The organism is Streptomyces sp. A1136, assembly GCF_004795055.1.
Classification (GTDB): Bacteria; Actinomycetota; Actinomycetes; order Streptomycetales; family Streptomycetaceae; genus Streptomyces.
Window position 1 is genome coordinate 220,504 of record NZ_SSBJ01000001.1, and the last position, 24,167, is coordinate 244,670.

Annotated in this window: 25 protein-coding genes; 14 read left to right on the top strand and 11 right to left on the bottom strand. The window is 68.7% G+C overall.

The annotated features are described in order from the left end of the window. The first annotated feature begins 241 nt into the window (after positions 1-241). Both E6R62_RS01050 and E6R62_RS01055 read left to right on the top strand, forming a co-directional pair. On the top strand, positions 242-2,827 hold the full coding sequence (locus tag E6R62_RS01050) for a transglycosylase domain-containing protein (RefSeq protein WP_136210357.1): 2,586 nt from the start codon (positions 242-244) through the stop codon (positions 2,825-2,827). Positions 2,828-2,914: 87 nt separating this feature from the next. Beyond that, entirely contained in the window at positions 2,915-4,375 is a 1,461-nt protein-coding gene (locus E6R62_RS01055) for a glycosyltransferase family 87 protein (protein WP_136210359.1), read from the top strand. Between the two features lie 7 nt (positions 4,376-4,382). Here E6R62_RS01055 and E6R62_RS01060 read toward each other — a convergent pair whose 3' ends face one another. From E6R62_RS01060 to E6R62_RS01070, 3 genes are all read right to left on the bottom strand, one after another. Beyond that, positions 4,383-5,414 (bottom strand): alanine racemase, encoded by a 1,032-nt coding sequence (locus E6R62_RS01060; RefSeq protein ID WP_136210361.1) that lies wholly within the window; start codon positions 5,412-5,414, stop codon positions 4,383-4,385. Positions 5,415-5,484: 70 nt separating this feature from the next. Further along, complete coding sequence (locus E6R62_RS01065) at positions 5,485-6,603, bottom strand: peptidoglycan bridge formation glycyltransferase FemA/FemB family protein (RefSeq protein WP_136210363.1); 1,119 nt, start codon at positions 6,601-6,603, stop codon at positions 5,485-5,487. A gap of 139 nt (positions 6,604-6,742) precedes the next feature. Beyond that, a complete protein-coding gene (locus tag E6R62_RS01070) occupies positions 6,743-7,048 on the bottom strand; it encodes a hypothetical protein (RefSeq protein ID WP_136210365.1) in 306 nt (101 codons plus the stop codon). A gap of 250 nt (positions 7,049-7,298) precedes the next feature. Here E6R62_RS01070 and rpsF point away from each other — a divergent pair, with 250 nt between their 5' ends. The 4 genes from rpsF to rplI all read left to right on the top strand — a co-directional run bounded on the left by rpsF (position 7,299) and on the right by rplI (position 8,994). Beyond that, a complete protein-coding gene (gene rpsF / locus E6R62_RS01075; protein WP_004950685.1) occupies positions 7,299-7,589 on the top strand; it encodes a 30S ribosomal protein S6 in 291 nt (96 codons plus the stop codon). 72 nt (positions 7,590-7,661) lie between these two features. Next, the gene (locus E6R62_RS01080; RefSeq protein WP_136210367.1) at positions 7,662-8,249 is read left to right on the top strand and encodes a single-stranded DNA-binding protein; all 588 of its coding nucleotides are present in this window, start codon (positions 7,662-7,664) and stop codon (positions 8,247-8,249) included. A gap of 43 nt (positions 8,250-8,292) precedes the next feature. Continuing rightward, entirely contained in the window at positions 8,293-8,529 is a 237-nt protein-coding gene (gene rpsR / locus E6R62_RS01085) for a 30S ribosomal protein S18 (RefSeq protein ID WP_005315025.1), read from the top strand. 18 nt (positions 8,530-8,547) lie between these two features. Next, positions 8,548-8,994: a 50S ribosomal protein L9 gene (gene rplI / locus E6R62_RS01090; protein WP_136210369.1), complete on the top strand. Its 447-nt coding sequence runs from the start codon at positions 8,548-8,550 to the stop codon at positions 8,992-8,994. Between the two features lie 136 nt (positions 8,995-9,130). Here rplI and E6R62_RS01095 read toward each other — a convergent pair whose 3' ends face one another. Beyond that, positions 9,131-10,462 (bottom strand): MATE family efflux transporter, encoded by a 1,332-nt coding sequence (locus tag E6R62_RS01095; RefSeq protein WP_240801415.1) that lies wholly within the window; start codon positions 10,460-10,462, stop codon positions 9,131-9,133. Positions 10,463-10,902: 440 nt separating this feature from the next. Here E6R62_RS01095 and dnaB point away from each other — a divergent pair, with 440 nt between their 5' ends. Together dnaB and E6R62_RS01105 are read left to right on the top strand one after the other, a co-directional pair. Next, the gene (dnaB, locus tag E6R62_RS01100) at positions 10,903-12,384 is read left to right on the top strand and encodes a replicative DNA helicase (RefSeq protein WP_136210373.1); all 1,482 of its coding nucleotides are present in this window, start codon (positions 10,903-10,905) and stop codon (positions 12,382-12,384) included. A gap of 9 nt (positions 12,385-12,393) precedes the next feature. Continuing rightward, a complete protein-coding gene (locus E6R62_RS01105; RefSeq protein ID WP_136210375.1) occupies positions 12,394-13,779 on the top strand; it encodes a serine hydrolase in 1,386 nt (461 codons plus the stop codon). A 64-nt stretch (positions 13,780-13,843) separates the two neighbouring features. Here the strand turns inward: E6R62_RS01105 and E6R62_RS01110 are convergent, their stop codons facing one another. The 3 genes from E6R62_RS01110 to E6R62_RS01120 are packed head-to-tail and all read right to left on the bottom strand — an operon-like array spanning position 13,844 to position 16,455. Further along, positions 13,844-15,019: a winged helix DNA-binding domain-containing protein gene (locus E6R62_RS01110; RefSeq protein WP_136210377.1), complete on the bottom strand. Its 1,176-nt coding sequence runs from the start codon at positions 15,017-15,019 to the stop codon at positions 13,844-13,846. Between the two features lie 54 nt (positions 15,020-15,073). Then, complete coding sequence (locus E6R62_RS01115; RefSeq protein ID WP_168713922.1) at positions 15,074-15,535, bottom strand: GNAT family N-acetyltransferase; 462 nt, start codon at positions 15,533-15,535, stop codon at positions 15,074-15,076. A gap of 14 nt (positions 15,536-15,549) precedes the next feature. Then, the gene (locus tag E6R62_RS01120; RefSeq protein ID WP_136210381.1) at positions 15,550-16,455 is read right to left on the bottom strand and encodes a GNAT family N-acetyltransferase; all 906 of its coding nucleotides are present in this window, start codon (positions 16,453-16,455) and stop codon (positions 15,550-15,552) included. Between the two features lie 106 nt (positions 16,456-16,561). Here E6R62_RS01120 and E6R62_RS01125 point away from each other — a divergent pair, with 106 nt between their 5' ends. Together E6R62_RS01125 and E6R62_RS01130 are read left to right on the top strand one after the other, a co-directional pair. After that, positions 16,562-17,212 (top strand): HAD family phosphatase, encoded by a 651-nt coding sequence (locus E6R62_RS01125; RefSeq protein ID WP_136210383.1) that lies wholly within the window; start codon positions 16,562-16,564, stop codon positions 17,210-17,212. A gap of 139 nt (positions 17,213-17,351) precedes the next feature. Beyond that, positions 17,352-18,539, top strand: a complete 1,188-nt coding sequence (locus E6R62_RS01130; RefSeq protein WP_136210385.1) for a globin domain-containing protein — start codon at positions 17,352-17,354, stop codon at positions 18,537-18,539. Positions 18,540-18,572: 33 nt separating this feature from the next. Here the strand turns inward: E6R62_RS01130 and E6R62_RS01135 are convergent, their stop codons facing one another. The 4 genes from E6R62_RS01135 to E6R62_RS01150 form a co-directional block, all read right to left on the bottom strand. Continuing rightward, on the bottom strand, positions 18,573-19,052 hold the full coding sequence (locus E6R62_RS01135; protein WP_136210387.1) for an NUDIX domain-containing protein: 480 nt from the start codon (positions 19,050-19,052) through the stop codon (positions 18,573-18,575). Between the two features lie 104 nt (positions 19,053-19,156). Beyond that, positions 19,157-20,062: a LysR family transcriptional regulator gene (locus tag E6R62_RS01140; protein ID WP_136210389.1), complete on the bottom strand. Its 906-nt coding sequence runs from the start codon at positions 20,060-20,062 to the stop codon at positions 19,157-19,159. A 177-nt stretch (positions 20,063-20,239) separates the two neighbouring features. Then, the gene (locus tag E6R62_RS01145; RefSeq protein WP_240801416.1) at positions 20,240-21,397 is read right to left on the bottom strand and encodes a cystathionine gamma-lyase; all 1,158 of its coding nucleotides are present in this window, start codon (positions 21,395-21,397) and stop codon (positions 20,240-20,242) included. Between the two features lie 39 nt (positions 21,398-21,436). Then, positions 21,437-21,820, bottom strand: coding sequence for a phage holin family protein (locus E6R62_RS01150; RefSeq protein ID WP_136210391.1), 384 nt, complete (start codon positions 21,818-21,820; stop codon positions 21,437-21,439). Positions 21,821-21,907: 87 nt separating this feature from the next. On the opposite strand from E6R62_RS01150, the gene E6R62_RS01155 reads away from it, so the two are divergent. The 4 genes from E6R62_RS01155 to E6R62_RS01170 all read left to right on the top strand — a co-directional run bounded on the left by E6R62_RS01155 (position 21,908) and on the right by E6R62_RS01170 (position 24,162). Continuing rightward, a complete protein-coding gene (locus E6R62_RS01155; RefSeq protein WP_136210393.1) occupies positions 21,908-22,225 on the top strand; it encodes a cupin domain-containing protein in 318 nt (105 codons plus the stop codon). A 138-nt stretch (positions 22,226-22,363) separates the two neighbouring features. Further along, complete coding sequence (locus tag E6R62_RS01160) at positions 22,364-22,591, top strand: DUF5326 family protein (protein ID WP_206308614.1); 228 nt, start codon at positions 22,364-22,366, stop codon at positions 22,589-22,591. Positions 22,592-22,866: 275 nt separating this feature from the next. Next, the gene (locus E6R62_RS01165; protein ID WP_240801417.1) at positions 22,867-23,613 is read left to right on the top strand and encodes an IclR family transcriptional regulator; all 747 of its coding nucleotides are present in this window, start codon (positions 22,867-22,869) and stop codon (positions 23,611-23,613) included. 99 nt (positions 23,614-23,712) lie between these two features. Beyond that, positions 23,713-24,162: an SsgA family sporulation/cell division regulator gene (locus E6R62_RS01170; protein ID WP_136210397.1), complete on the top strand. Its 450-nt coding sequence runs from the start codon at positions 23,713-23,715 to the stop codon at positions 24,160-24,162. The last annotated feature ends 5 nt before the right edge of the window (positions 24,163-24,167 follow it).

Here is a 24,167-nt window from a genome sequence, read left to right on the forward strand (position 1 = left end):
GTCGAGCTGATGTATCGACTCGATACATCCAGACGATAGAGCGGGCGGCTCGCGGCGACAAGTGGTGGGGTGGTGACCGGCGTCACATCACCAATTCGTACGATGCAAGTTGCCTGATTTGGGGTGAACTTCGGCACTGATTGGGTTTTGACCCTGCGTACTCTTTGCCGCATGACACCGGGGGAACCGGAATGCAACCGCCGCTTCCAGGCCACTCGCCTGCCCGAGGAGTAGTCGTTCGATGAGCGAGCACCGCCGCAAACCGCCGCAGCAGCCCCAAGGCGGCGGGCGTGCAGCGTCCCGCCGGGCCGCGCAGCAGCGCCCGGGCCGTGACCCCGCGGCCGGACGTGACGTCCCCATGGCCTCACGCAGCGGCCCACACGGAGGAGCCCAGCCCCCCCATGGCAGCCGGGCCGACGCGCGCAGATCCACCCAGAGAGGGCCCGCGGGCCGTGGGCGTGCGGGAGCCAAGGGTCGTCCGGACAAGCGGCTCGTCAATTACCCGCGCTCCGACAAGGACGGCTGGCTGCGCTTCATGCCGTCCTGGAAGCTGGTGAGCGGCACGATCCTCGGCTTCTTCGCGGTGATCATCGCCGGCGCCGGCATCGGTATCGCCATGGTCAACACCCCTGACGCGAACAAGGCGGCGAAGGCGCAGAACAACGTCTTCTTCTGGGCGGACAACTCCCAGATGGTCGCCACCGGCGGTTCGATGAACCGGCAGATCGTGACCATCGACAAGATCCCCCTCTCGATGCGCAACGCCGTGATCGCGGCGGAGAACGAGAGCTTCGAGACGGACAAGGGCGTCGACCCGATGGGCATCGCCCGCGCCGTGGTGAACATGGCCAAGGGCGGCTCGACCCAGGGTGGGTCGACCATCACCCAGCAGTACGTCAAGAACACGTTCCTGAGCTCCGACCAGACGCTGAAGCGGAAGGTGACCGAGCTCTTCATCGCGATAAAGCTCGGTGTGACGGTGGACAAGAACACGGTCCTCGCGGGCTACCTCAACACCGCCTACTACGGCCGGGACGCCTACGGCATCCAGGCCGCCGCCCGCGCGTACTTCGGCAAGGACAGCGAGAAGCTGGACCCCTCGGAGAGCGCCTTCCTGGCCTCGATGCTCAAGGGGCCCAATCTCTACAACCCGGACGGCGGCCTCGGCTCGGCGGCGACTCCGAAGCTGAACGAGGAGCGGGCCCGGCAGCGCTGGGCGTGGGTGCTGGACCGTGAGGTCGCGGTGGGCCGGATGGACCCGACCGAGCGGGCGAAGTACACGAAGTTCCCCGACCGGATCGAAGCCGAGCAGGTCCGCAGCCTGTCCGGACAGACCGGCTACCTGGTCGACACGGCCAAGCAGTACGTCATGAAGACCTTGCACATCGGCGCCGACGATCTGGCCCGCGGTGGCTACCAGATCCACACCACCTTCCAGAAGCCGAAGGTGGACGCGCTGTCCAAGGCCGTCGAGGACACCCGCAACGGTTTCATCGACGAGAAGGCACGGCCCGCGACCGACACCTTCGTCCAGTTCGGCGCCGCTTCCGTCGATGTGAACACCGGCGCGATCGTGGCCCTGTACGGCGGCCCCGGCATGGACAAGAAGTACTTCAACAACAACGCCAACACCAGCGGCGTCCCGGTCGGCTCGACCTGGAAGCCGTACGTGCTGGCGGCGGCGATGGAGTACGGCACGAAGAAGTCCAAGGGCGAGGGCATCTCGGCCGACAGCAAGTACAACGCCAATGACATGACGGTGATCAACGACCGGGACGGCAAGCCGCTGCTGGGCAAGGACGGCACGCCGTTCAGGCAGAAGAACGAGAGCGAACGGGCCTACGGCTACGTGACGCTGAACGAGGCGATGGAGAAGTCCATCAACGTCCCGTTCGCCCAGCTCGTCTTCGACGTCGGTCACAGCAAGGTCCGGGACGTGGCCGCGTCCACCGGCATCCTCAAGGATTCCATGGACCCGAACGACAACGCCTCCTTCGCCCTGGGTACCTCGACGCCCAGCGCCATCCGGATGGCCGACTCCTACGCCACCTTCGCCGCCTCGGGCACCCACCACGAGCCCTACTCGGTCACCAAGGTCGAGAAGAACGGCACGGAGCTGCCCGGGTTCGAGGCGCCCAAGCCGCAGCGCGCCATGGACAACTCGGTCGCGGACAACATCACCAAGGTGCTCAAGAACGTCGTCGAGAGCCCCGAGGGAACCGGCAACAAGGCCAAGAAGCTGGGACGGCCCGTGGCCGGCAAGACCGGTACGACGGACAAGAACAAGTCGGCCTGGTTCGTCGGCTACACCCCGCAGCTCTCCACCGCGGTGACCCTGTTCCGCAGCGACCCGAGCAAGCCGGACCAGGGACTGCAGTCCATGAACGGCGTCGGCAACATCGACTCGATCCACGGTGGTGACATCCCCGCCACCATCTGGACCGAGTACATGAAGGAAGCGCTCAAGGGGGCTCCGGTCAAGGACTTCCCCGAAGCCGAGGACGTCGGTGTGGTCGCGGACGCCGCAGGAGCCCCCACCCCGACTCCGGCGGCGCCCTCCCCCTCCGCCTCCGCGTCCCAGTCCACCCCTCCGGCGAGCCCCTCGGCGTCGGTCTCCCCGTCCCCCTCGAAGGGCGGCAAGCCGACCTGCCAGCCGTGGAAGCTGTGCCCCCCGGACCCCAGCGGGGGCACGGACACGGGCACCAGCAGCGGCGTCGACGGCGGACCGAACGGCGGCACCTCCGGATCGCCGTCACCGCCCCCCACCGGCAAACCGGGTCGCCCGGGCGGCACCAGCTGGGGCACCAGCCTCGGCACCGGGGGCTGACCCCCTCCGCGCTCGAATCCACGAGGGCCGTCGCACACCGTGCGGCGGCCCTCGTGCGTGCCGGGCGCGGTACGGCAGGATGAGCCCATGACCAAGGTGCACGAGGACCGGCCCGTTCTGCCGACCCAGCAGGACGAGGTCGCCGCCGCCGGCAGCGAGCTCATCGGCGGCCCGTTCGGCCGCCACGCCCGGCTGGGCGCCCACTGGCTGACCCCTGTACGCGTCGTGGTCCTCGTCGCGCTGGGCATGTTCGCGCTCGGCATGGTCCAGAAGGTGCCGTGCTACGACTGGGCCTGGTTCCGCGGAGCCGGCTCCCAGTACACCCACGCCTGCTACTCCGACATCCCGCACCTGTACGTGGTTCGGGGCTTCGCGGACGGCCTCACCCCCTACTGGGACCGGCTCCCGGGCGACATGGAGTACCTGGAGTACCCGGTCCTCACCGGGCTCTTCATGCAGATCGCCTCATGGCTGACCCCAGGCAGCGGCTCGATGCAGCACCGCGAGCAGATGTACTGGATGGTCAACGCGGGGATGCTGATGATCTGCGCGGCAGTCATCGCCGTGTGCGTCGCCCGTACTCACCGTCGTCGGCCGTGGGACGCCCTGCTGCTCGCCCTGGCACCCGCCTTCGCGCTCACCGCGACGATCAACTGGGACCTGTTGGCCCTCGCCCTGACCGCCGTCGCGATGCTGATGTGGTCCCGCGGCCGCACCGTGCTCTTCGGGGTGTTCGTCGGGCTGGCCACCGCGGCCAAGCTCTACCCGGTACTGCTGCTCGGCGCGCTGTTCGTCCTCTGCCTGAGGGCCGGTAAGTGGCGGGCCTTCGGCGCCGCCGCGGCCGGGACGGTCGGCGCGTGGCTCGTGGTGAACCTTCCGGTCATGTACTTCGCCTGGGACGGCTGGAAGAAGTTCTACACCTTCAGCCAGGAGCGACCGATCGACTTCGGTTCGGTGTGGCTGCTGATCTCCCAGCGGTCCGGAAACCCCCTGACCGACGCGAACACCTACGCCACCTGTCTCACGCTGCTGCTGTGCGCCGGCATCGGGCTGCTCACCCTCAAGGCACCCCGCAGGCCGCGCTTCGCGCAACTCGCCTTCCTGGTCGTCGCGGCTTTCATCCTGGCCAACAAGGTGTACTCGCCGCAGTACGTACTGTGGCTGATCCCCCTCGCGGCGCTCGCCCGTCCGCGCTGGCGGGACTTCCTGATCTGGCAGGCGGGCGAAGTCCTGTACTTCCTCGGGATCTGGTTCTACCTGGCCTACACGACGAGCGGCGAGAAGCACCAGGGCCTGCCGGTCGAGGGGTACCAGCTGGCGATCGTCCTCCACCTGCTGGCGACCCTCTACCTCTGCGCGGTGGTCGTACGGGACATCCTGCTGCCCGAGCGGGACGTCGTACGGCGCGACGGCTCGGACGACCCCTCCGGCGGGGTCCTGGACGGGGCGCGCGACGTCTTCACGCTGTCCGACGCCGCGAGGGCGCCGCATGACGCGACGCCCTCGGAGGCACAACGGGTGGAGTGGGGCGTCAGCCCCCGGCGCTGAGCAGGGCTCAGGCGTCGACCACCCGGTCGAACTGCGTGGTGGTGTGGCGCAGGTGCGCCACCAGCTCGTCACCCACCTTGGGCTCCGTGGCGTCGGAGGGCACGAACAGGATCGACACCTGCATGTGCGGGGGCTCCGCGAACCATCGCTGCTTGCCCGCCCAGACGAACGGCGACAGGTTGCGGTTGACGGTCGCGAGGCCGGCCCGTGCGACGCCCTTGGCGCGCGGCATCACCCCGTGCAGGGCCTTGGGGGCCTCCAGGCCCACCCCGTGCGAGGTACCGCCGGCGACCACGACGAGCCAACCGTCCGAGGCGGCCTTCTGCTGGCGGTAGCCGAACCGGTCCCCCTTCGCCACGCGCGTGACGTCCAGGACGGCGCCGCGGTACTGGGTCGCCTCGTGGTCACCCAGCCACAGCCGGGTGCCGATGCGGGCCCTGAAACGGGTCTGCGGGAACTGCTGCCGGAGCCGGGCCAGCTCTTCGGCCCGCAGGTGGCTCACGAACATCGTGTGCAGCGGAAGTCGCGCCGCGCGCAGCCGGTCCATCCAGCCGATGACCTCCTCGACGGCATCCGAGCCGTCCGGTCGGTCGAGCGGAAGGTGCAGGGCGAAGCCCTCCAGACGCACGTCCTCGATCGCCGACTGGAGCAGACCCAGGTCCTGCTCGGAGACACCGTGGCGGCGCATGGAACTCATGCACTCGATGACGACGCGGGCGCCGACCAAGCCGCGCACCCCGTCCACCGAGGACACCGACCTGATCACGCGGTCCGGCAGCGGCACCGGCTCCTCGCCCCGCCGGAACGGCGTGAGGACGAGCAGGTCGCCGCCGAACCAGTCCTTGATACTCGCGGCCTCGTACGTCGTGCCGACGGCCAGGACGTCGGCGCCCATCCGGGTCGCCTCCTCGCACAGCCGCTCGTGGCCGAAGCCGTAGCCGTTGCCCTTGCAGACCGGGATCACGTCGGGGAACTGGTCCGCGATCTGCTTCTGGTGCGCACGCCAGCGCGCGGTGTCGACGTAGAGCGTGAGCGCCATGCCCGTCCGGAACCTCTCCGATAAGCCGCTGGGTGCGGCGGTGCTGTGTATGTGGATGGGGCGGGTGCCGTCAGCGGCGCGACATGTAGATGTCGAGCGCCTTGTGCAGCACCTTGTTCAGCGGGAAGTCCCACTCGCCCACGTACTCGACCGCCTCGCCGCCGGTGCCGACCTTGAACTGGATCAGACCGAACAGGTGATCGTTCTCGTCCAGGGTGTCACTGATTCCGCGCAGGTCGTAGACGCTCGCACCGAGCGCGTACGAGTCGCGCAGCATGCGCCACTGCATCGCGTTCGAGGGGCGGACCTCGCGCTTGTGGTTGGCGGAGGCGCCGTAGGAGTACCAGACGTGCTGGCCGACCGTGAGCATCGTGGCGGCGGCCAGCGGCTCCCCCTCGTGCGTCGCGATGTACAGGCGCATGCGGTTGGGGTCCTCGGAGTTGAGGGCCGTCCACTGGCGCTGGAAGTAGCTGAGCGGGCGCGGGCGGAACTTGTCGCGCTCGGCCGTGATCTCGTACAGGTGCTGCCAGGTCGGGAGGTCGTCGTAACCACCCTGGACGACCTCGACACCGGCCTTCTCGGCCTTCTTGATGTTGCGGCGCCACAGCTGGTTGAAGCCCTTGAGGACATCGTCCAGCGAGCGGTTGGCCAGGGGAACCTGGAAGACGTAGCGGGGCTGGACGTCCCCGAAGCCGGCGCCCCCGTCCTCTGCCTGCTGCCAGCCCATCCGGCGCAGCTTGTCGGACACCTCGAAGGCGCGGGGCTCGATGACCGAAGCCTCCACGTCGCGCAGGCGCTTGACGTCCGGGTCCTGGATGCCGGCCTTGATGGCGGCGGCGTTCCAACGACGGATGACGACGGGCGGACCCATCTTCACCGTGAAGGCACCCTGCTGCTTGAGGTGGGCCAGCATCGGCTGGAGCCATTCCTCCAGATTCGGGGCGTACCAGTTGATGACGGGGCCCTCGGGCAGGTACGCCAGGTACCGCTTCACCTTGGGCAGCTGGCGGTACAACACGAGTGCGGCACCGACGAGTTCGCCGGATGCGTCGAACCAACCGAGGTTCTCCGAACGCCACTCGTTCTTGACGTCGGCCCACGCCGGGACCTGGCAGTGGCTAGCCGAGGGCAGGCTCTGGAGGTAACCCAGATGCTGCTCTCGGCTGATGGTCCTCAGGGACAGGCTCATGCGGGGTGCTCCTCCGGCGGCTTCGCTGGCTATGGCGCGAAGCCTACTGCGACGGGGGCGCCACCCTTGTGGGGGACGGGCCGGGCCCGGGCCTTCGGTGGCCGGCGCCCCCCTCGCGGAGGTATCCCGGGCAATGGGCCTAGCCGCCGAAGAGGCCGCCGTGTGCCATGCCGAGGTAGAAGCCCACGGCCGAGGCGCCGAGCCCGATGATCAGCGCGAAGCGCTCACGCGTCGTCTCCGAGATGAATTGGCCGTACGCGCCGGTCAGGATCCCGATCAGCCCCGTCCACGAGGCGAGGAGGTGCAGATTGTCGAAGAACCCCGTGATGAACGCCACCATGCCGAGGATCACGGTGGCCGCCATCAGGGTGTCCTGGAGCGGATGGGGCTTGCCGTCGGTCGCGAAGAGCGAGATGGAGGACTGGGGTCGCATTGCCTGTGCCATCGGAAGGCACCTCCTGGCTGCCGCAGAGCGGTGCGACGGGCCCGCCTCCGGAGAGCCGGGGGCATAGCACCGTGCACACCCTATGGATACAGAGTGTGGCCTCCTCCTGCCGGATTTCAACCGGAAGGAGTCGAGCAGGTAGTCTGTACGGTCTGCGCGGTGTCTGCTCTGCGGACGCCGTGCGCACGCATCACGACCCTCCTGCCACGGAACGACCGTGGCCGCTGAGTCCAAAGGAGGTGGGTTCCACATGCGTCACTACGAAGTGATGGTCATCCTCGACCCCGATCTCGAGGAGCGCGCTGTCTCCCCGCTGATCGAGAACTTCCTCTCCGTCGTCCGTGAGGGCAACGGAAAGGTCGAGAAGGTCGACACCTGGGGCCGTCGTCGTCTCGCTTACGAGATCAAGAAGAAGCCCGAGGGCATCTACTCGGTCATCGACCTCCAGGCCGAGCCTGCGGTCGTCAAGGAGCTTGACCGACAGATGAACCTGAACGAGTCGGTTCTCCGGACCAAGGTCCTTCGCCCCGAGACCCACTGAACTTCGGTTCAGCGGTAATCGGGACCGAGTAGCACAGCAGCCCAGCAGCAATCCCCGCCGAGAGGTTCATCCATGGCAGGCGAGACCGTCATCACGGTCGTCGGCAATCTCGTCGACGACCCCGAGCTGCGCTTCACCCCCTCGGGTGCGGCGGTCGCGAAGTTCCGTGTCGCGTCCACTCCCCGCATCTTCGACAAGCAGACCAATGAGTGGAAGGACGGCGAAGGCCTGTTCCTGACCTGCTCGGTCTGGCGTCAGGCGGCGGAGAACGTCGCCGAGTCCCTTCAGCGGGGCATGCGCGTCATCGTGCAGGGCCGGCTGAAGCAGCGGTCGTACGAGGACCGTGAGGGTGTCAAGCGCACGGTCTACGAGCTGGACGTCGAGGAAGTCGGCCCCAGCCTCAAGAGCGCCACGGCCAAGGTCGCCAAGACCACGGGCCGCGGTGGCCAGGGTGGATACGGCGGCGGTCAGCCTCAGGGCGGCGGCGGCAACTGGGGCGGAGCCCCCAGCGGCGGCGCACCTCAGGGCGGCGGAGCTCCCTCCGACGACCCGTGGGCGTCCAGCGCGCCGGCCGGTGGCCAGCAGCAGGGCGGCGGGGGCGGCTGGGGCGGAAGCTCCGGCGGTTCCGGCGGTGGCTACTCGGACGAGCCTCCCTTCTAGGGCAGCTCGAACCCCCACTTCTTGATTTCACAGGAGAGACACAATGGCGAAGCCGCCTGTGCGCAAGCCTAAGAAGAAGGTCTGCGCGTTCTGCAAGGACAAGACCGCTTACGTGGACTACAAGGACACGAACATGCTGCGGAAGTTCATTTCCGACCGCGGCAAGATCCGTGCCCGCCGCGTTACCGGCAACTGCACGCAGCACCAGCGTGACGTCGCCACGGCCGTGAAGAACAGCCGTGAGATGGCGCTGCTGCCCTACACGTCCACCGCGCGATAAGGAAAGGGTGACCGACTAATGAAGATCATCCTGACCCACGAGGTCAATGGCCTCGGTGCCGCCGGTGACGTCGTCGACGTCAAGGACGGGTACGCCCGCAACTACCTGATCCCGCGTCGCTTCGCGATCCGCTGGACCAAGGGTGGCGAGCAGGACGTGGCGCAGATCCGCCGCGCCCGCAAGATCCACGAGATCGCGACCATCGAGCAGGCCAACGAGATCAAGGCCAAGCTCGAGGGCGTCAAGGTGCGTCTGGCCACCCGCTCGGGTGACGCCGGCCGTCTCTTCGGTTCCGTCACGCAGTCCGACATCGCTTCGGCGATCGAGGCTTCCGGTGGCCCGAAGGTCGACAAGCGCCGCGTCGAGCTCGGCTCGCCGATCAAGACCCTCGGTTCCTACCAGGTCTCCGTGCGTCTGCACGCCGAGGTCCTGGCGAACGTGGGCGTCGAGGTCGTCGCCGCCTAAGTGCTGCGCATGAAGGGTCGCACCCCAAGGGGTGCGGCCCTTCTTCGTTGCTCGCGCTTCCTTCGACTTGTTTCACGTGAAACACGGTGTTTGACGTGAAACCGAGCGATGTTTCACGTGAAACACGGTGGCCGGGTCACCGGGTCGCTCCGGCCACCAGCCACCGACCTGAGCGGGCGCGCAGCTGGAGCGTCGCCATACGGACCACCATCATGAGGGTCATGGCCCACCAGAGGGCGGTCAGGCCGCCTCCCAGGGCCGGCAGGAGCAATGCTGCCGGGGTGAAGACGGCCAGTGTCAGCAGCATCGCCCAGGCGAGGTATCGGCCGTCGCCGGCCCCCATCAGGACTCCGTCCAGCACGAAAACGATGCCGCAGAGCGGCTGGGAGACGGCGAGGACCAGCAGGGCGGGCAACAGGGTGTCCTTCACCACGGGATCGTTGGTGAAGAGCGGTACGAAGACGGGCCGGGCCAGGACGACGAGCAGACCCAGTACGAGACCTGCGATGATCCCCCACCGCACCATCCGGCGACACAGGGCTTTGGCTCCGTACGTGTCCCCGGCGCCCAGGTAGCGGCCGATGATGGCTTGTCCGGCGATGGCGATCGCGTCCAGTGCGAACGCCAGCAGTGTCCACAGGGAGAGCAGGATCTGGTGGGCGGCGATGTCTGCGTCGCCCAAGCGGGCGGCTACGGCGGTCGCGATCATCAAAATCGCGCGCAGGGAGAGTGTGCGGACCAGCAGTGGCGCACCGGCCTGTGCGCAGGCGCGGATGCCTGCTGCGTCGGGCCGCAGCGTGGCGCCGTGTCGACGGGCACCACGGGTGACCACGGCCAGGTAGACGGCCGCCATGGCGCACTGTGCGGTGACGGTGCCCCACGCCGAGCCGGCGATGCCGAGGCCGGCGCCGTAGACGAGCGCGAGGTTGAGCACTCCGTTGAGAGTGAAACCGCCGATGGCGACGTAAAGAGGGGTGCGGGTGTCCTGGAGGCCGCGGATCACACCGGTGGCGGCCAGCACGATGAGCATGGCGGGGATGCCCAGAGCCGAGATCCGCAGGTAGGTGACCGCGTACGGGGCGACGGTGTCGGAGGCCCCGAAGAGGGAGATCAGCCAGGGCGCGGCGGGGAGCACGACGGCTATGACGGCGGCGCCGAGCAGCAGCGCCAGCCAGATCCCGTCCATGCCCTGGCGGATGGCGGCTTGGAGATCACCCGCGCCGACCCGTCGGGAGACGGCCGCCGTGGTGGCGTAGGCGAGGAAGACGAAGACGCTGACCGCGGTGGTGAGCAAGGCGGCCGCGACCCCCAGACCGGCCAGCTGGGGGGTGCCCAGGTGCCCGACGATGGCGCTGTCGGCCATCACGAAGAGAGGTTCGGCCACCAGCGCGCCGAAGGCCGGGAGGGCGAGCGCGAGGATCTCGCGGTCATGTCGTCGCGGGCCCGCCTCGGGCGCTGTGGAGGCCACGTTCACAAGCCCCGTCCAATCTTCCACAGGTAATAGATACAGGCTATCAGTGATCCTTACCTGACCGCTGACTTGGGACTTCTCCGCACCCCTTTGGAGGCGATCTTGAGACAGTGGCCAAGATTTTTCTCCCCGCGCGTCGCCGGGAGGTAAAAGTGCAGGTCAGTTGGGTAGCCGGGGCGCCCAGGTGATTTTGTCCACAGCGTCGTCCCCCGGTCCGTGCACAGCTTCGGGGGACTTACCCACAGCATTGGCGCCGTCATCCACATCTCATCCACACAGCCTGTGGATAACAAGATTGGCTGACGTCGTCCGCGGCCCTACCGTTGTGCGTTGCCCCGGTGCGCCGACAGCCGATTCGGGGTCCCCGAATGTCAGAGCCGTGCCCTAGAAAGAGTGGCACGGCGAGGTCCGCGTTGCGGACGGGAGGAGGCGGCCCGGTGAGTATGCCCGAGCCCATGGACGACCCCTGGGCCGACAGCGGTCCTGGTGACCGTCTGCCCGCCCGTTCGCGTCGGGGCGGTGACGCCCGCGGTCGCGGTGAGGACCAGCAGGACCGGGGACGTGACGGCGGCTCCTGGGACGGCGGGGGCGGTGGGTTCGAGCGGGTGCCGCCCCAGGACCTCGACGCCGAGCAGTCCGTCCTCGGCGGCATGCTGCTGTCCAAGGACGCCATCGCCGACGTGGTCGAGGTGCTCAAGGGGCACGACTTCTACCGACCCTCCCACGAGACGATCTACCAGGCCATCCTCGACCTGTACGCCAAGGGCGAGCCTGCGGACCCGATCACCGTCGGAGCCGAACTGACCCGGCGCGGTGAGATCAGCAAGGTGGGTGGCGCCGCCTACCTGCACACCCTGGTCCAGTCCGTGCCGACCGCGGCCAACGCCGAGTACTACGCGGAGATCGTCCACGAGAGGGCGGTCCTGCGCCGCCTCGTCGCCGCCGGTACGAAGATCACGCAAATGGGATACGCGGCCGACGGCGACGTCGACGAGATCGTCAACAGTGCCCAGGCGGAGATCTACGCGGTCACCGAGCAGCGGACGTCGGAGGACTACCTGCCGCTGGGCGACATCATGGAAGGCGCCCTCGACGAGATCGAGGCGATCGGCTCGCGCAGCGGCCAGATGTCCGGCGTGCCCACGGGCTTCACCGACCTCGACTCCCTGACCAACGGCCTGCACCCGGGACAGATGATCGTCATCGCGGCCCGACCCGCCATGGGCAAGTCGACGCTCGCCTTGGACTTCGCCCGTGCCTGCTCCATCAAGAGCAATCTGCCCAGCGTCATCTTCTCCCTCGAAATGGGGCGCAACGAGATCGCGATGCGCCTGCTCTCGGCGGAAGCCAGGGTCGCGCTGCACCACATGCGTTCCGGCACCATGACGGACGACGACTGGACCAGGCTGGCCCGCCGCATGCCCGACGTCTCCGCCGCCCCCTTGTACATCGACGACTCGCCCAACCTGTCGATGATGGAGATCCGCGCCAAGTGCCGCCGGCTCAAGCAGCGCAACGACCTCTCCCTGGTCGTCATCGACTACCTCCAGCTGATGCAGTCGGGTGGGTCGCGCCGGCCCGAAAGCCGCCAGCAGGAGGTCTCGGACATGTCCCGAAACCTCAAACTGTTGGCGAAGGAGCTGGAGGTCCCGGTGATCGCGCTGTCCCAGCTGAACCGTGGACCCGAGCAGCGTACGGACAAGAAGCCGATGGTCTCCGACCTGCGTGAGTCGGGCTCGATCGAGCAGGACGCGGACATGGTGATCCTGCTGCACCGCGAGGACGCGTACGAGAAGGAGTCGCCCCGCGCGGGCGAGGCCGACCTCATCGTGGCCAAGCACCGTAACGGCCCGACGGCGACGATCACCGTGGCCTTCCAGGGCCATTATTCGCGGTTCGTGGACATGGCCAACACGTAGCATCCGATCATGGCTGACGTATCCGAGGACCACCACCTGCTCCCCTCCACCCGCCGCGCGCTTCGGCACCGGATCGCCGTGGCGCAGAGCGAGGGACGTGCGCCGTCCGTCGTCGCCGCCGTCGTCCGCGCGGGAGAGGTGGTCTGGGAAGGATCCCGGACCTCGGTCGAAGGGCACGGCCCGGACGGGAACGTCCAGTACCGCATCGGGTCGATCACCAAGACCTTCACCGCCGTACTCGTGATGCGGCTGCGGGACGAGGGGCTGCTGGACCTCGGCGACCGGCTGGACAAGCACCTGTCGGGCACGGCAGCCGGTGCGGTGACCGTCCGCCAGCTCCTGGCCCATACCGGCGGGCTGGCGGCCGAGACGCCGGGCGAGTGGTGGGAGCGAAGCCCGGCCGGGCTGCGGCCGGCGCTCGCCGACGTGCTGGGAGACGAGCCGTTCCGCTTCGAGCCCGGCCTTCGACACCACTACTCCAACCCCGGCTACAGCTTGCTCGGTTCGCTGGTGGAGGCGCTTCGCGGCAAGCCGTGGGAAGAGGTGCTCCGGGCCGAGATTCTGGAGCCCCTCGGGCTGGAACGCACCACGGTGGCTCCCCGGGCCCCGCACGCCGGTGGCTGGGCGGTGCATCCCTGGGCGGACGTGATGATGCCGGAGCCGGCCGAGGACCTGGGCATCATGGCCGCGGCCGGGCAACTGTGGTCGACGGCCGAGGATTTGGGGCGATTCGCGACATTCCTCGTACGAGGTGACTCCCGCGTGCTGAGTGCGGACTCCCTCCGGGAGATGCGGACACCGGCCGTGGCTCCCGAACCCGGGGCCACCGCGAACGGCTACGGACTCGGGCTGCAAGTCCTGGATCAGGGTGGGCGCGCGCTCGCCGGGCACGGCGGGTCACTGCCCGGGTTCGTCGCGGGACTGTGGCTGAGCGAGGCGGACGACGTGGCCGCCGTGGTGCTGGCGAACTGCACCTCGGGACTGCCCGCCACCGCGGTCGCCCTGGACCTGCTCGGGATCGTGGCGGAAGCCGAGCCGCGCATCCCCGAGCCGTGGCGGCCCTTCCTCGACTCGGACCCGGTGGCACTCGAACTGTGTGGCCCTTGGTACTGGGGCACGGCTGCCCAGGTGGTGCGGCTGACATCGGACGGACTGCTGGAACTGGGACCGATGGGTCCCACGGGTCGCACGGCCAGGTTCCGTGCCAACCGGGACGGCACGTGGACCGGCCTGAACGGCTACTACGCCGGCGAGACGCTGCGTGCGGTCCGACGGGCGGACGGCTCCGTGAGCCACCTCGACCTCGGTTCGTTCGTCTTCACACGGGAGCCGTACGACGCCGGGGCACCGGTTCCCGGTGGGGTGGATCCCGCGGGCTGGCGCGGCATCGGCTAGCGCGGTGATCGGGCGCCGGGGCACGGTCGCGGGCCGGCTCGCGCGCCGGCCTCACGACCGCTTCTCAGGAGACCAGCTCGCGCTCCAGCGGGGTGCGGAAGCGGGGTGTGATCCGCGCGTCCCCGATCCACTCGGCGAGGCGGGTTGCTTCGGCGGTCACGGCCCGCTCGGCCGCGCGGTCCGCGCCGCCCAGTAGCCGCCAGACGATCCGTCCGTCGGCGCGCTGCGCCCAGCCGCCGATGATCTCGCCGTTCCACCACACGGTGGGGCCGATGTTGCCGGCGTAGTCGAAGAGAGCGACCCGGTACGCCGGGTCCAGGTGGAAGCTGCGGTCGGCCCAGCCCATCCCGCTGGGGTCCAGCGCCGGAAGCAGCGCGGCCCATGGCTCGGGGGCCGGCTCGGGACGGGTGTCGCCCGGGCTGACAAGGGCGGTGGTGCCGTCTTCGAGGCGCACCTGCTCCGCGCCGGTGGCTGCCAACGCCTTGCGCGCTTCGGTCAAGGTCCAGCCGGTCCACCATTTGAAGTCGACCTCCGTGGCCGGACCGTACGCGCGCAGCCACCGGCGGGCGATCTCGGAACGCGCCTCGGCGAGCGCCACGGCCGGCCAGGGCTCGGTGTGGACCCAGCGGTACTGACTGGACGTCCACGCCCCGCGCGGGCGGTCACGACGAATCCGCCCGTCGGCTGCCAGGAGGCGGATGACACGGGTCGCGACACCGGTCTGCGCCTCGTACTTCTTGCCCCGACCCACGGTGATCTTCCGACGCAGGGCGGGCACCGCGGCGGACAACTCCCCTCCGGTGGCGGGGCCCAGGGTGTCGAGCGCGTCGAGTGCGGCCTGCTCCGCCTCGGCCAGCCAGGCGGCGTCGAGGCCCTGGCCGTCCTCTTCGAGGTGCTTGAGGAGGCTTCGACGTTCCTTGATCGCGATGGCTCGGGCCGTGGAGGAGGCCACGTAGGGCGCGAGTTCGGTGGAGACGGCGAACAAGGTGTTGCGCATGCTCAACAACCGGACCAGGCTCACGTCCTCGTAAAGGGCCTGCTCGATCGTGGTCGGGTCGCTTGCGGCCAGCCGCGCGCGAGCGGACAGGAACACGGTCGCCGCGTCCGTGGCGTGCAGCGCGACGACGGCATCCGCCGCCTGGGGGACGTCGGCCGCGCGAGCCGAAGGAGCCAAGCCGTGGCGATGGCCGAGCCGGTGGCGGCGCTCGGCTCGCGTGATGAGAGGAAGGGTGAGACTCACCCTCCCGATCGTAGGCCGGGCCACGGACAGCGGCCCGGCCCTCGTTGGGCTTGGTCAGAGCGCCCGTTTGAAGCCGACGTGGGAGGCGGTGAAGCCGAGCCGTTCGTAGAAACGGTGCGCGTCGGTTCGTGTGACGTCCGAGGTGAGCTGGACCAGCACGCAGTTCTCCCGGCGGGAGTGTTCGACCGCCCATTCGATGAACCGGGTGCCCAGGCCGCTGCCGCGTTCCTCCGCGTGGACCCGCACTCCTTCGATGACGGAGCGGGTGGCGCCCCTGCGGGAGAGGCCGGCGATGATGGTGAGCTGGAGGGTCCCCACGACCCGCTCGCCCCGGACGGCCACCATCACGTGCTGATGGGGGTCGGTCGCCAGGCGTCTGAAAGCCTCGGCGTAGGGGGTGAGGTCGTCGGGGGACTCCCGGGTCGCCCCGAGCGGATCGTCGGCGAGCATGGCGACGATCTCGGGCAGATCGGCCTCGGTCGCGGGGCGGATGGTCGGTTCACGGTCGTCGGTCACGGCGGTTTCCCTTCTCAGCCCGCGGCGACGGTGACCGGAGCCCAGCGGCGTGTCCAGTCGCCCGGGAGGCAGGAGAGGTTCCTGGTCATGACGGCGTTGAAGGCCAGGGAGCTGAGACCGCGGTCCTTGAGCCATGCGCGGAGTTCTTCGTGGCGTACGTCGACATCGGTGCGCAGCGGGCGTTCGGTGGTGGCGGCGAGGGCCGTGACGAGCGCTTGGGCAGTGACGGTGTCCCGGGCGACCAGTGGGCCGATGACATGCGTTTCCATGTTGGGCCAGATGGCGGCGTAGCCGACAAGCTCGCCGGAGCTGTCCTCGGCGACGAACAACCTGTCCGCGAAGGCGGGCAGTCGCGTGATCACATGGGTGCGATCGCTTCCGAACACCTCCGTGTCCAAGTGGACGATCCGGACGAGATCACCGGCGGTGGCACGCCTGACGGGCGAGGTTCCCGGGGGAGGCGGCGTGGAATCCGGTCGGAAGCTTCCGCACAGCATCTCCGCGCTGCCGGCGGTGTCGAAGCCGAGCTCCTCGTAGAGCGGGCGTCCGTAGGGCGTGGCGTGCAGCGTCAGCGGGGTGCCTTTGAGGACGTCGTCGCAGATGTAGGTCATGAGGCGACGCCCCAGGCCCTGCCGCGCGTACCGGTCGGCGACGAGGACCATACCGATCGCGGCGAGCTCCGGATCGGCATGCGCCGGGCCGTAGCGGGTGACGACACAGACCGCGGCGAGTCCACCGCCGTCGGGAGCGTCAATGCCGTAACCGTCGCCGGCGGCCAGGAGGAGTCCCCACTTGTGGTCCTCGCGGGGCCAGCCGCGATCCTCGGACAGGTCGGCGCACTGGCGGAGATCTTTCAGGGCCAGCGAGCGGATCGGTAGGTCGGTGAGATCTGGTGCGGTCACCGGTTCAGCCTGGATCATGACAGAGGGGCCGTCCAGGGGATTTGACAGACCCGCCGCCGGAGCCGTCATGTTTCACGTGAAACACGCTGTTTCACGTGAAACATGACCGCTAGCCTCGACGACTATGACGCGTCTGCACCTCTTCGATCTCGACGGCACCCTGATGTACGGATCGGCGGCACCTGTCGAGATCTCCCGTCAGCTCGGTGTCGGTCACGAGATCGCCGAGCTGGAACGGGCCTTCGCGGCCAGGGAGATCGGCCCGCACGAGTTCTCCCTGGCGGCACACGCGTTGTGGTCGGACCTGACCGCTGACCATGTCAGGGCGGCGTTCGACGGTGCCCCGTGGCTGGAGGGCATCCGGGAGGTGTGGCGAGAGATCAAGGAACGCGGTGATCTCTGCGCCGTGATCTCGCTGTCCCCCTCGTTCTTCGTCGAGCTGCTCCTGGAGTGGGGAGCGGACGCGGCGCATGGCTCGGTCTACCCTGCGGTGCCGTTCACCGGGCCCTTGGACGTGACGGGCATTCTCACCCCCGAGGGGAAGGTCGAGGTCGCGGACCGTCTGTGCACGCGGTTCGGACTGAGCCGGAACGACTGCGTCGCGTACGGGGACTCGCTGACCGATTCGGTGCTCTTCGAGGCGGTGCCGACATCGGTGGCGGTCAACGCCCGGCCGTACCTCGCGGAGCGGGCCACCTACGTCTACGAGGGCAGGGACCTCCGTGAGGCGTATCAGCTCGTCGGGACGGCACGCCCGGAACTCGCCGCATCTTAAGGGGAAGGGGGGATACGAGCGCCAAGTTTCCGTATTCCCCCGCGGGGCACACGGTCCGCTGGCACGCTGTAAAGCCCGGAACCACGGATTCGACCGTGGTGTGTGCAGACCGACCCAGATGCTCTAAGCGAGGCACCGCATGGACGCTCCGCCCACCAGAACGGCGAGACGGGGGACGGACCGGATACCCCCCGGCGCCGGGGCGACCGAGCCTTCCCCCGATGCCGTACTCATCCGCAAGACGCTCGCGGAGATCGAGCCCATCTCCGACAAGGTCACTTCGTACTTCTACGCCTTGATATTCACGCGGTATCCCGAGATGCGGGACATGTTCCCCGTGGCCATGGACGTCCAGCGCGACCGACTGCTGAAGGCGCTCCTCACGGCCGCCGAACACATCGACGATCCCGCGGTGCTCACCCCGTATCTACGCCGGCTCGGCACCGGGCACCGCAAGTACGGGACCATGGCCGGCCACTACCCGGTGGTGGGCGAGGCTCTGATGGGGGCGCTGGCCCGGTACGCGGAACGGACATGGGGACCGGAGGCCGAGGCCGCGTGGGTGCGGGCGTATACCGCGATCTCCCAGATCATGATCGACGCGGCGGCCGAGGATGAGGCCAAGGCGCCGGCCTGGTGGCACGCGGAGGTGGTCGCCCACGATCTGCGGACACCCGACATCGCGGTGCTGACGGTGCGCCCGGACCGGCCCTACGCCTTCCTGGCGGGTCAGTACACCAGCTTGGAAACGCCATGGTGGCCACGGGTCTGGCGGCACTACTCCTTCGCCTCCGCCCCGCGCGCCGACGGACTGCTGTCCTTCCACGTGAAGGCCGTTCCGGCCGGTTGGGTCTCCAACGCCCTGGTCCGGCACGCCCGGCCGGGCGACGTCCTACGCCTGGGCCCACCGGCCGGCTCGATGGTGGTGGACCACAGCACGGACAACGGGATGCTCTGTCTCGGCGGCGGGACGGGCATCGCGCCGATCAAAGCGTTGATCGAAGACGTGGCCGAACACGGTGAACGGCGCCGGATGGAAGTCTTCTTCGGAGCGCGCAGCGACGACGACCTGTACGACAAGGACACGCTGCTCGGGCTTCAGCGCTCGCACCCTTGGTTGTCGGTGCGTCCGGTCGTGGGGGAAGGACTCGCGGGGCAGCTGCCCCAGGCAGTCGGTGTGAACGGGCCGTGGAGCACCTACGACGCGTTCATCTCGGGTCCGCCCGCGATGATCCGCAACGGTGTGGACGCGCTCAAGCGGATCGGGATTCCCGGGGAGCGCATCCGCTACGACTCGGTCGAGGAGCTGGTGGGGGTCGCCGGCTGACACCGGCGACCGCCCGACGGCTCCTCGGAGGGATCAGCCCAGGTCCGGGGCGTGCATCGCCCGCACGCCTTCGATGTTTCCGTCGAGGTAGTGGCGCAGGGACAGCGGCACGAGGTGGACGGCCGCGATACCCACCCGGCTGAACGGTACGCGGACGATCTCGTACTCGCCCTCGGGCTCGTCGATCTCGGGGCCGTGTCGTTGGTCGGTATCCATCGATTCGAGGCGGCAGACGAAGAAGTGCTGCACCTTGACGCCGGTCACCCCGCCATCGGCGATGTGCTCGACGGTGTCCACGAAGCAGGGCACCACATCGATGATCTTGGCGCCGAGTTCCTCGTGTACCTCCCGGTGCAGGGCGTCGACCACGGTCGCGTCCGTGGGCTCCACTCCCCCGCCGGGAGTGAGCCAGTACGGATCGACGCCGGGCTTGGTGCGCTTGATGAGGATCAGGTCGTCACCGTCGAGCAGGATCGCGCGGGCGGTGCGTTTGACCACGGGACGTTCGGTCATGGGTGAAGAGTGGCCCACTCTTCCGCTTCTGAAACGCGTGCCCGCGAAACACGCGGTCCCGGGCCGCGAACCGCATGGTGGGCGGGACTCCGGGATACGGCGGGTCACCAGTCCGCGGCGGCGCGCAGCAGCCGGTCGTGGGCCCGGGCGAGGTGGGCGAGCGCAAGGCTGCCTGTCCGTACGACGACGAACCAGGTGCGCAGGGGTGGCACCGCGGGCTCCAGCAGGGAGACGATCTGGCCGCGGTCCAAGGCCTCCTGGCAGAGGTAGCGAGGCAGGACGGCGAGACCCGCTCCCGCCCGGACGCACTCGCGTACGGCCCTGAGGTCGGGCACGACGACGGTGGCGGCGGCTTCCGGCGGCGCGTCGAAGACGGCGGCCCAGTAGCGCGTGACGAGCGGGAGGCTCTCGTGCACCTCCACGACCGGGATCCCGTCGAGAGCCGCCGGGCTGTCGGGGCCCTTCTCGCGCAGCAGGTCCGGATCGACGAGGGCGGCCCAGTAGGGAGCGGCGACGAGGACCTGTTCCTCGTCGCACAGGGGAGTCGCGGTGACCGGCCCGCCGCGCGGCCGGCCGGTGGTGACCACGAGGTCGTGCTGCCCGGCGGACAGTCCGTCGAGGACTTCCTCGGCGTCGGTCTTCAACGCGGTGCGCAAGGTCTGGCCTTGGCCGACCAGCGGGGCCAGGGCGGGCAGCACGCGCTGGCACACGAACTCGGGTGGCCCGGCGATGTGCAGCGTGCGTAACGCGCCGGCGGCCTCCCGCTCGGTCTCGGTGATGCGCAACAGCGCGTCGAGGTGGGGGGCGGCCTTGTGGGCGAGTTCGTCGCCGATGGCGGTGGGTGTCACCCCCCGGGCCCGGCGGTGGAAGAGCGGCCGACCCAGTTGCCGTTCGAGGGTGCGGATCTGTGAGGTGACGGCGGGCTGGGACAGCCCGAGGAGTGCGGCGGCCCGGGTGAACGAGCCGGCCCGGTGCACGGCGACGAAGGTACGCAGCAGGGCCAGGTCCATGGCGGCCCCTCTCGTTGGGGTCCTTCAACTATAAATATGCCGATAGGCCCCTGTCGCTACCGTGATTGGACTCTGACGCAGAGTCAACTAGCCTTGTCAACGTGGTTCTTCGCCGAAGGAACCCGAGGGCGGTCCGAGCCACGAGGGGGGAGGCTCGGACCGCCCTGCTTGGGCGGGTCAGCCGTTCTTGCCCGCGGAATCAAGCGCCCGCAGGACGTCGGCGACCAGGTCCTCTGTGTCCTCGGCGCCCGCCGAGAAGCGGATGAAGCCGTCCGGCACGGCGTCCCCGCCCCACCGTCCGCGCCGCTCGGCGGTGGACCGCACCCCACCGAAACTCGTGGCGTCCTCCACCAGGCGCAGGGCGCCCATGAAGCGTTCCGCGTGCGGCCGGTCCGCCAGGGTGAAGGAGACCACCGACCCGAAGCCGCTCATCTGCAGGGCGGCCGTCTTGTGCGACGGGTCCGAGGGGAGCCCCGGGTAACGCAGCCCGGTGATGTCGGCGCGTTCGCGCAGGGCCTCGGCGACGGCCAGTGCGTTGATCCACTGGCGCTGTGTCCGCAGCTGGATCGTGGCGAGCGAGCGGTGGGCCAGCCAGGCTTCCATCGGACCCGGGATGGCGCCGACGATCTTGCGCCAGCGGCGGACGCCGGCGGCCAGCTCGGGGTCGCGGCAGGCGACGTAGCCGATCAGGAGGTCACCGTGGCCGGTGAGTCCCTTGGTGCCGCTGGCGACGGAGAAGTCCGCGCCGAGTTCCAGCGGGCGCTGCCCGAGGGGTGTGGCGAGCGTGTTGTCGACGGCGACCAGGGTGGAGCCGGCGTGCGCGGCCGAGACGAGGCGCCGTACGTCGCAGACGTCGAGGCCGGGGTTCGAAGGCGTCTCGATCCACAGCAGTCGGGCCGCGTCCAGCTCCGCGAGTTGGGCGTCATCGCGGGTCGGGGCGATGCGTACGTGGATCCCGTACGCCTCCAACTGCTCCCTGAGCAGCGGCAGCGCCTGGTATCCGTCGGAGGGGAGCGTGACGGTGTCGCCCGCCCGGGTCTGCGACAGGAGGACCGCGGAGACGGCGGCCATCCCGGAAGCGAAGACGACGGTCTCCACACCGGCCTGTCCGGGTGCCTCCAGCTCGCTGATGGCCCGTTCGAGCAGGGTCCACGTCGGGTTGCTGTCGCGGGCGTATGCGTACGGGCCCTCGACCTCGCCGGGGAGGTGGAAGTGGGCGGCGAATACGGGCCCCGGCAGCGGGGGCTCGTTCTTCACGGGATCGGGCAGCCCGGCACGGACGGCCCGGGTCCCGTCACCGTATCGGTCCACCGATGAGGTGGGGTGATCGTTCACGGGGTGGGCTCCTTCAACACACTCGGTACGGGTCGCCGCTCAGCTCTTGTCGGGCAGGGCGAGGTTCACGGCCCACGAGACGACGGAAATGATCAGCCCGCCGATGAGTGCGGCCCAGAACCCGTCGACGTGGAAGCTGAGATCGAACTGCTTGGCCAACCAAGAGGTCAGCATCAGCATCAGGGCGTTCACCACGAGGGTGAACAGACCCAGGGTGAGGATGAAGAGCGGGAGGGAGAGCAGCTTCACCACGGGCTTGACGATCAGGTTGACCAGGCCGAAGACCAGGGCGACCAGGATCAGGGTGAGGACCCGCTTGCCGGTGCTGTTCCCGTCCTCGTCGAGCGTGATGCCCGCGACCAGCCAGATGGCCACGGCCAGGGCGGCCGCATTGGCGAGCGTCTTGACTACGAAATTCGTCATGGGTCCGATCGTTGCAGACAAGATGTTGGTGGGACATCGTCAGATCAGCGGATTCGACGACGCGGCGGAGTAAGGGGTAGTACGAGGATGAAAGCCTTCCGGCTGGACGAGCTCGAAGCGGAACGGGCTGCCAATGACGGTGCGTATCTGCAGTTCCTGAAAGAGCGGAACATGTCGGTCGGGCTCTACGCGCTCGACGCCGGGCAGACCGACCCCCAGCAACCGCATGGCCAGGACGAGGTGTACTTCGTCGTGAGCGGCCGGGCGTCGGTCACGGTCGGGGAGGAGACGACGACGGTGGCCAACGGGAGCGTGGTCTATGTCCCGGCCGGTGTGCCGCACAAGTTCCACCACATCACCGAGCCGTTGAAAGTGATGGTGGTGTTCTCCCCGCCCGAGGGCTGAGGCCGAGGGCTGAGGGTCGGGCCCCTGATCCCCCTAAGGGTCGGATCAGGGGGTTCCGAGGGCTCGCGGGCCCCCGGACGAGAACGTGGCCTCCTAGCATCGAAGCAGGAAGTCACGGACGAGGAAGAGGTTGTGGACATGGACGGGATCCGAGCGATGTTCGAGGGCATGCCCTGGTGGGTCAAGTGGGTCGCCGTTCCGCTGCTCGCACTGTTCGTCTTCGGGGGTGTCATCACCAGCATCCTCGGGACGCTGATCGCCTTCGTCTTCAAACTGCTGCTCTTCGTGGCGCTGGTGGGCGGATTGATCTTCGTGGTGAAGAAGTTCACCCGAGGCGGATCGAAGTCCTCCGCCGGTGAGTGGTAGGACACGCCGACGCGGCGATACCCGCGTTAACCCAGGCGAGGGAACGTGAGGTACGAAACCTCTCACGCCGCCAGAACCGGCCGATAGAGTGCGAATCTGGGCCGTCCCTGGGTACCCATAGCGGTATCACCGTTCTGACCTGCGGTTATCTTCATCAGCTTGTCGAGCGCGCCCCCAGGCACGGCATACGCGGGGGCGGCCCCCGCAGGGCGGGCCGCCCCTGAGCTCGCCGTCACGCCTGGGGGTGAGTTTTGTCCGCGGTCCACAACGCCGGTGTGCCGACGCTGATCGCTTCCGTACAGCGGGCGCTGAGACTGCTTGAAGCGGTCGGTGCCCACAGCGGGGGCGCCCCGGCGAAGCAACTGGCGCGGGAAGCCGGGCTCCCGCTTCCCACCGCCTACCACTTGCTGCGCACCCTGACCCATGAGGGCTACCTGCGCCGCCAGGGCGGTGTCTTCGTCCTCGGCGACGCCGCCTGGCGTCTGGCCCGCAGTGGGCTCCAGCAGAAACGTCGCAGCATGATCGTCGACTCCCTCGCGCACTTTCGCGACGTGGTCGGTGCCCCCGTCTACTTCGCCGTCTACCGCGAGGGTGAAATCGAGGTGGTGGGCGTATCGGACACTCCGGCCGCTCCGGCATGCGAGGAGTGGGCCGATTTCCGCGAGACCGGCCACGCGCACGCCATCGGACAGTGCCTGCTCGGGCAGCTCGACGAGAAGACGCGGAAGGACCACTACGACCGGCATCCGGTTGGCGCGGTAACCCCTTACACCGTGCGGAGCGAGCGTGCTTTGGAGCGACGCCTCGCTTCCTTGCAGCGCATGGAGGTGGTTACAGAGCGTCAGGAGTATGCAAGGGGCACGGTGTGCGCCGCCATCCCGATTACGGCAGGAGACACCGCCGCAACCATGGCGATTTCACTCCCTTTGCACCAAGAAGACCGGTTGCGCTATGCAGTTGATCGACTACGGAGTGAAGTAGGCGCGCTGTTGAGCACCCTCTCGTTCTCTATCAGTATCTGAAATCTCACTCCTTGTGATCTGCTAGCGCTTCCACCACTCTTGTCAAGAGGGCCCATGGGGGGACCATTCCTGGCCACTTCCACAACATCGGGGTAGTCAATGCGCGAGTCGGTACAGGCAGAGGTCATGATGAGCTTTCTCGTCTCCGAGGAGCTCTCCTTCCGGATCCCGGTGGAGCTCCGGTACGACGCTCACGACCCCTACGCAGTGCGACTGACCTTCCACCTTCCGGGAGACGCGCCCGTGACCTGGGCGTTCGGCCGCGAACTGCTCCTCGACGGGATCAACAAGCCCTGTGGTGACGGCGATGTGCACATCGCCCCGTCCCACCCCGACGAGCTGTCGGACGTCCACATCCGTCTGCAGGTCGGCGGCGAGCGGGCGCTGTTCCGCGCGGGAGCCGCGCCGCTGGTCGCTTTTCTCGACCGCACCGACCGAATCGTTCCGCTCGGGCAGGAACGCAACCTCGGGGACTTCGAGGGGACGCTGGACGAGGCGCTCGACAGAATCCTCGCCGAAGCCCGGCAGAACGAGCAGAACGCCGGCTGACGTCA

Bases quoted from the DNA above. Each gene is read 5' to 3' on its own strand.
- E6R62_RS01050 (WP_136210357.1), top strand. From the start codon at position 242: ATGAGCGAGCACCGCCGCAAACCGCCGCAGCAGCCCCAAGGCGGCGGG.
- E6R62_RS01055 (WP_136210359.1), top strand. From the start codon at position 2,915: ATGACCAAGGTGCACGAGGACCGGCCCGTTCTGCCGACCCAGCAGGAC.
- E6R62_RS01060 (WP_136210361.1), bottom strand. From the start codon at position 5,414: ATGGCGCTCACGCTCTACGTCGACACCGCGCGCTGGCGTGCGCACCAG.
- E6R62_RS01065 (WP_136210363.1), bottom strand. From the start codon at position 6,603: ATGAGCCTGTCCCTGAGGACCATCAGCCGAGAGCAGCATCTGGGTTAC.
- E6R62_RS01070 (WP_136210365.1), bottom strand. From the start codon at position 7,048: ATGGCACAGGCAATGCGACCCCAGTCCTCCATCTCGCTCTTCGCGACC.
- rpsF (WP_004950685.1), top strand. From the start codon at position 7,299: ATGCGTCACTACGAAGTGATGGTCATCCTCGACCCCGATCTCGAGGAG.
- E6R62_RS01080 (WP_136210367.1), top strand. From the start codon at position 7,662: ATGGCAGGCGAGACCGTCATCACGGTCGTCGGCAATCTCGTCGACGAC.
- rpsR (WP_005315025.1), top strand. From the start codon at position 8,293: ATGGCGAAGCCGCCTGTGCGCAAGCCTAAGAAGAAGGTCTGCGCGTTC.
- rplI (WP_136210369.1), top strand. From the start codon at position 8,548: ATGAAGATCATCCTGACCCACGAGGTCAATGGCCTCGGTGCCGCCGGT.
- E6R62_RS01105 (WP_136210375.1), top strand. From the start codon at position 12,394: ATGGCTGACGTATCCGAGGACCACCACCTGCTCCCCTCCACCCGCCGC.
- E6R62_RS01120 (WP_136210381.1), bottom strand. From the start codon at position 16,455: ATGATCCAGGCTGAACCGGTGACCGCACCAGATCTCACCGACCTACCG.
- E6R62_RS01125 (WP_136210383.1), top strand. From the start codon at position 16,562: ATGACGCGTCTGCACCTCTTCGATCTCGACGGCACCCTGATGTACGGA.
- E6R62_RS01130 (WP_136210385.1), top strand. From the start codon at position 17,352: ATGGACGCTCCGCCCACCAGAACGGCGAGACGGGGGACGGACCGGATA.
- E6R62_RS01135 (WP_136210387.1), bottom strand. From the start codon at position 19,052: ATGACCGAACGTCCCGTGGTCAAACGCACCGCCCGCGCGATCCTGCTC.
- E6R62_RS01140 (WP_136210389.1), bottom strand. From the start codon at position 20,062: ATGGACCTGGCCCTGCTGCGTACCTTCGTCGCCGTGCACCGGGCCGGC.
- E6R62_RS01150 (WP_136210391.1), bottom strand. From the start codon at position 21,820: ATGACGAATTTCGTAGTCAAGACGCTCGCCAATGCGGCCGCCCTGGCC.
- E6R62_RS01155 (WP_136210393.1), top strand. From the start codon at position 21,908: ATGAAAGCCTTCCGGCTGGACGAGCTCGAAGCGGAACGGGCTGCCAAT.
- E6R62_RS01160 (WP_206308614.1), top strand. From the start codon at position 22,364: ATGGACGGGATCCGAGCGATGTTCGAGGGCATGCCCTGGTGGGTCAAG.
- E6R62_RS01170 (WP_136210397.1), top strand. From the start codon at position 23,713: ATGCGCGAGTCGGTACAGGCAGAGGTCATGATGAGCTTTCTCGTCTCC.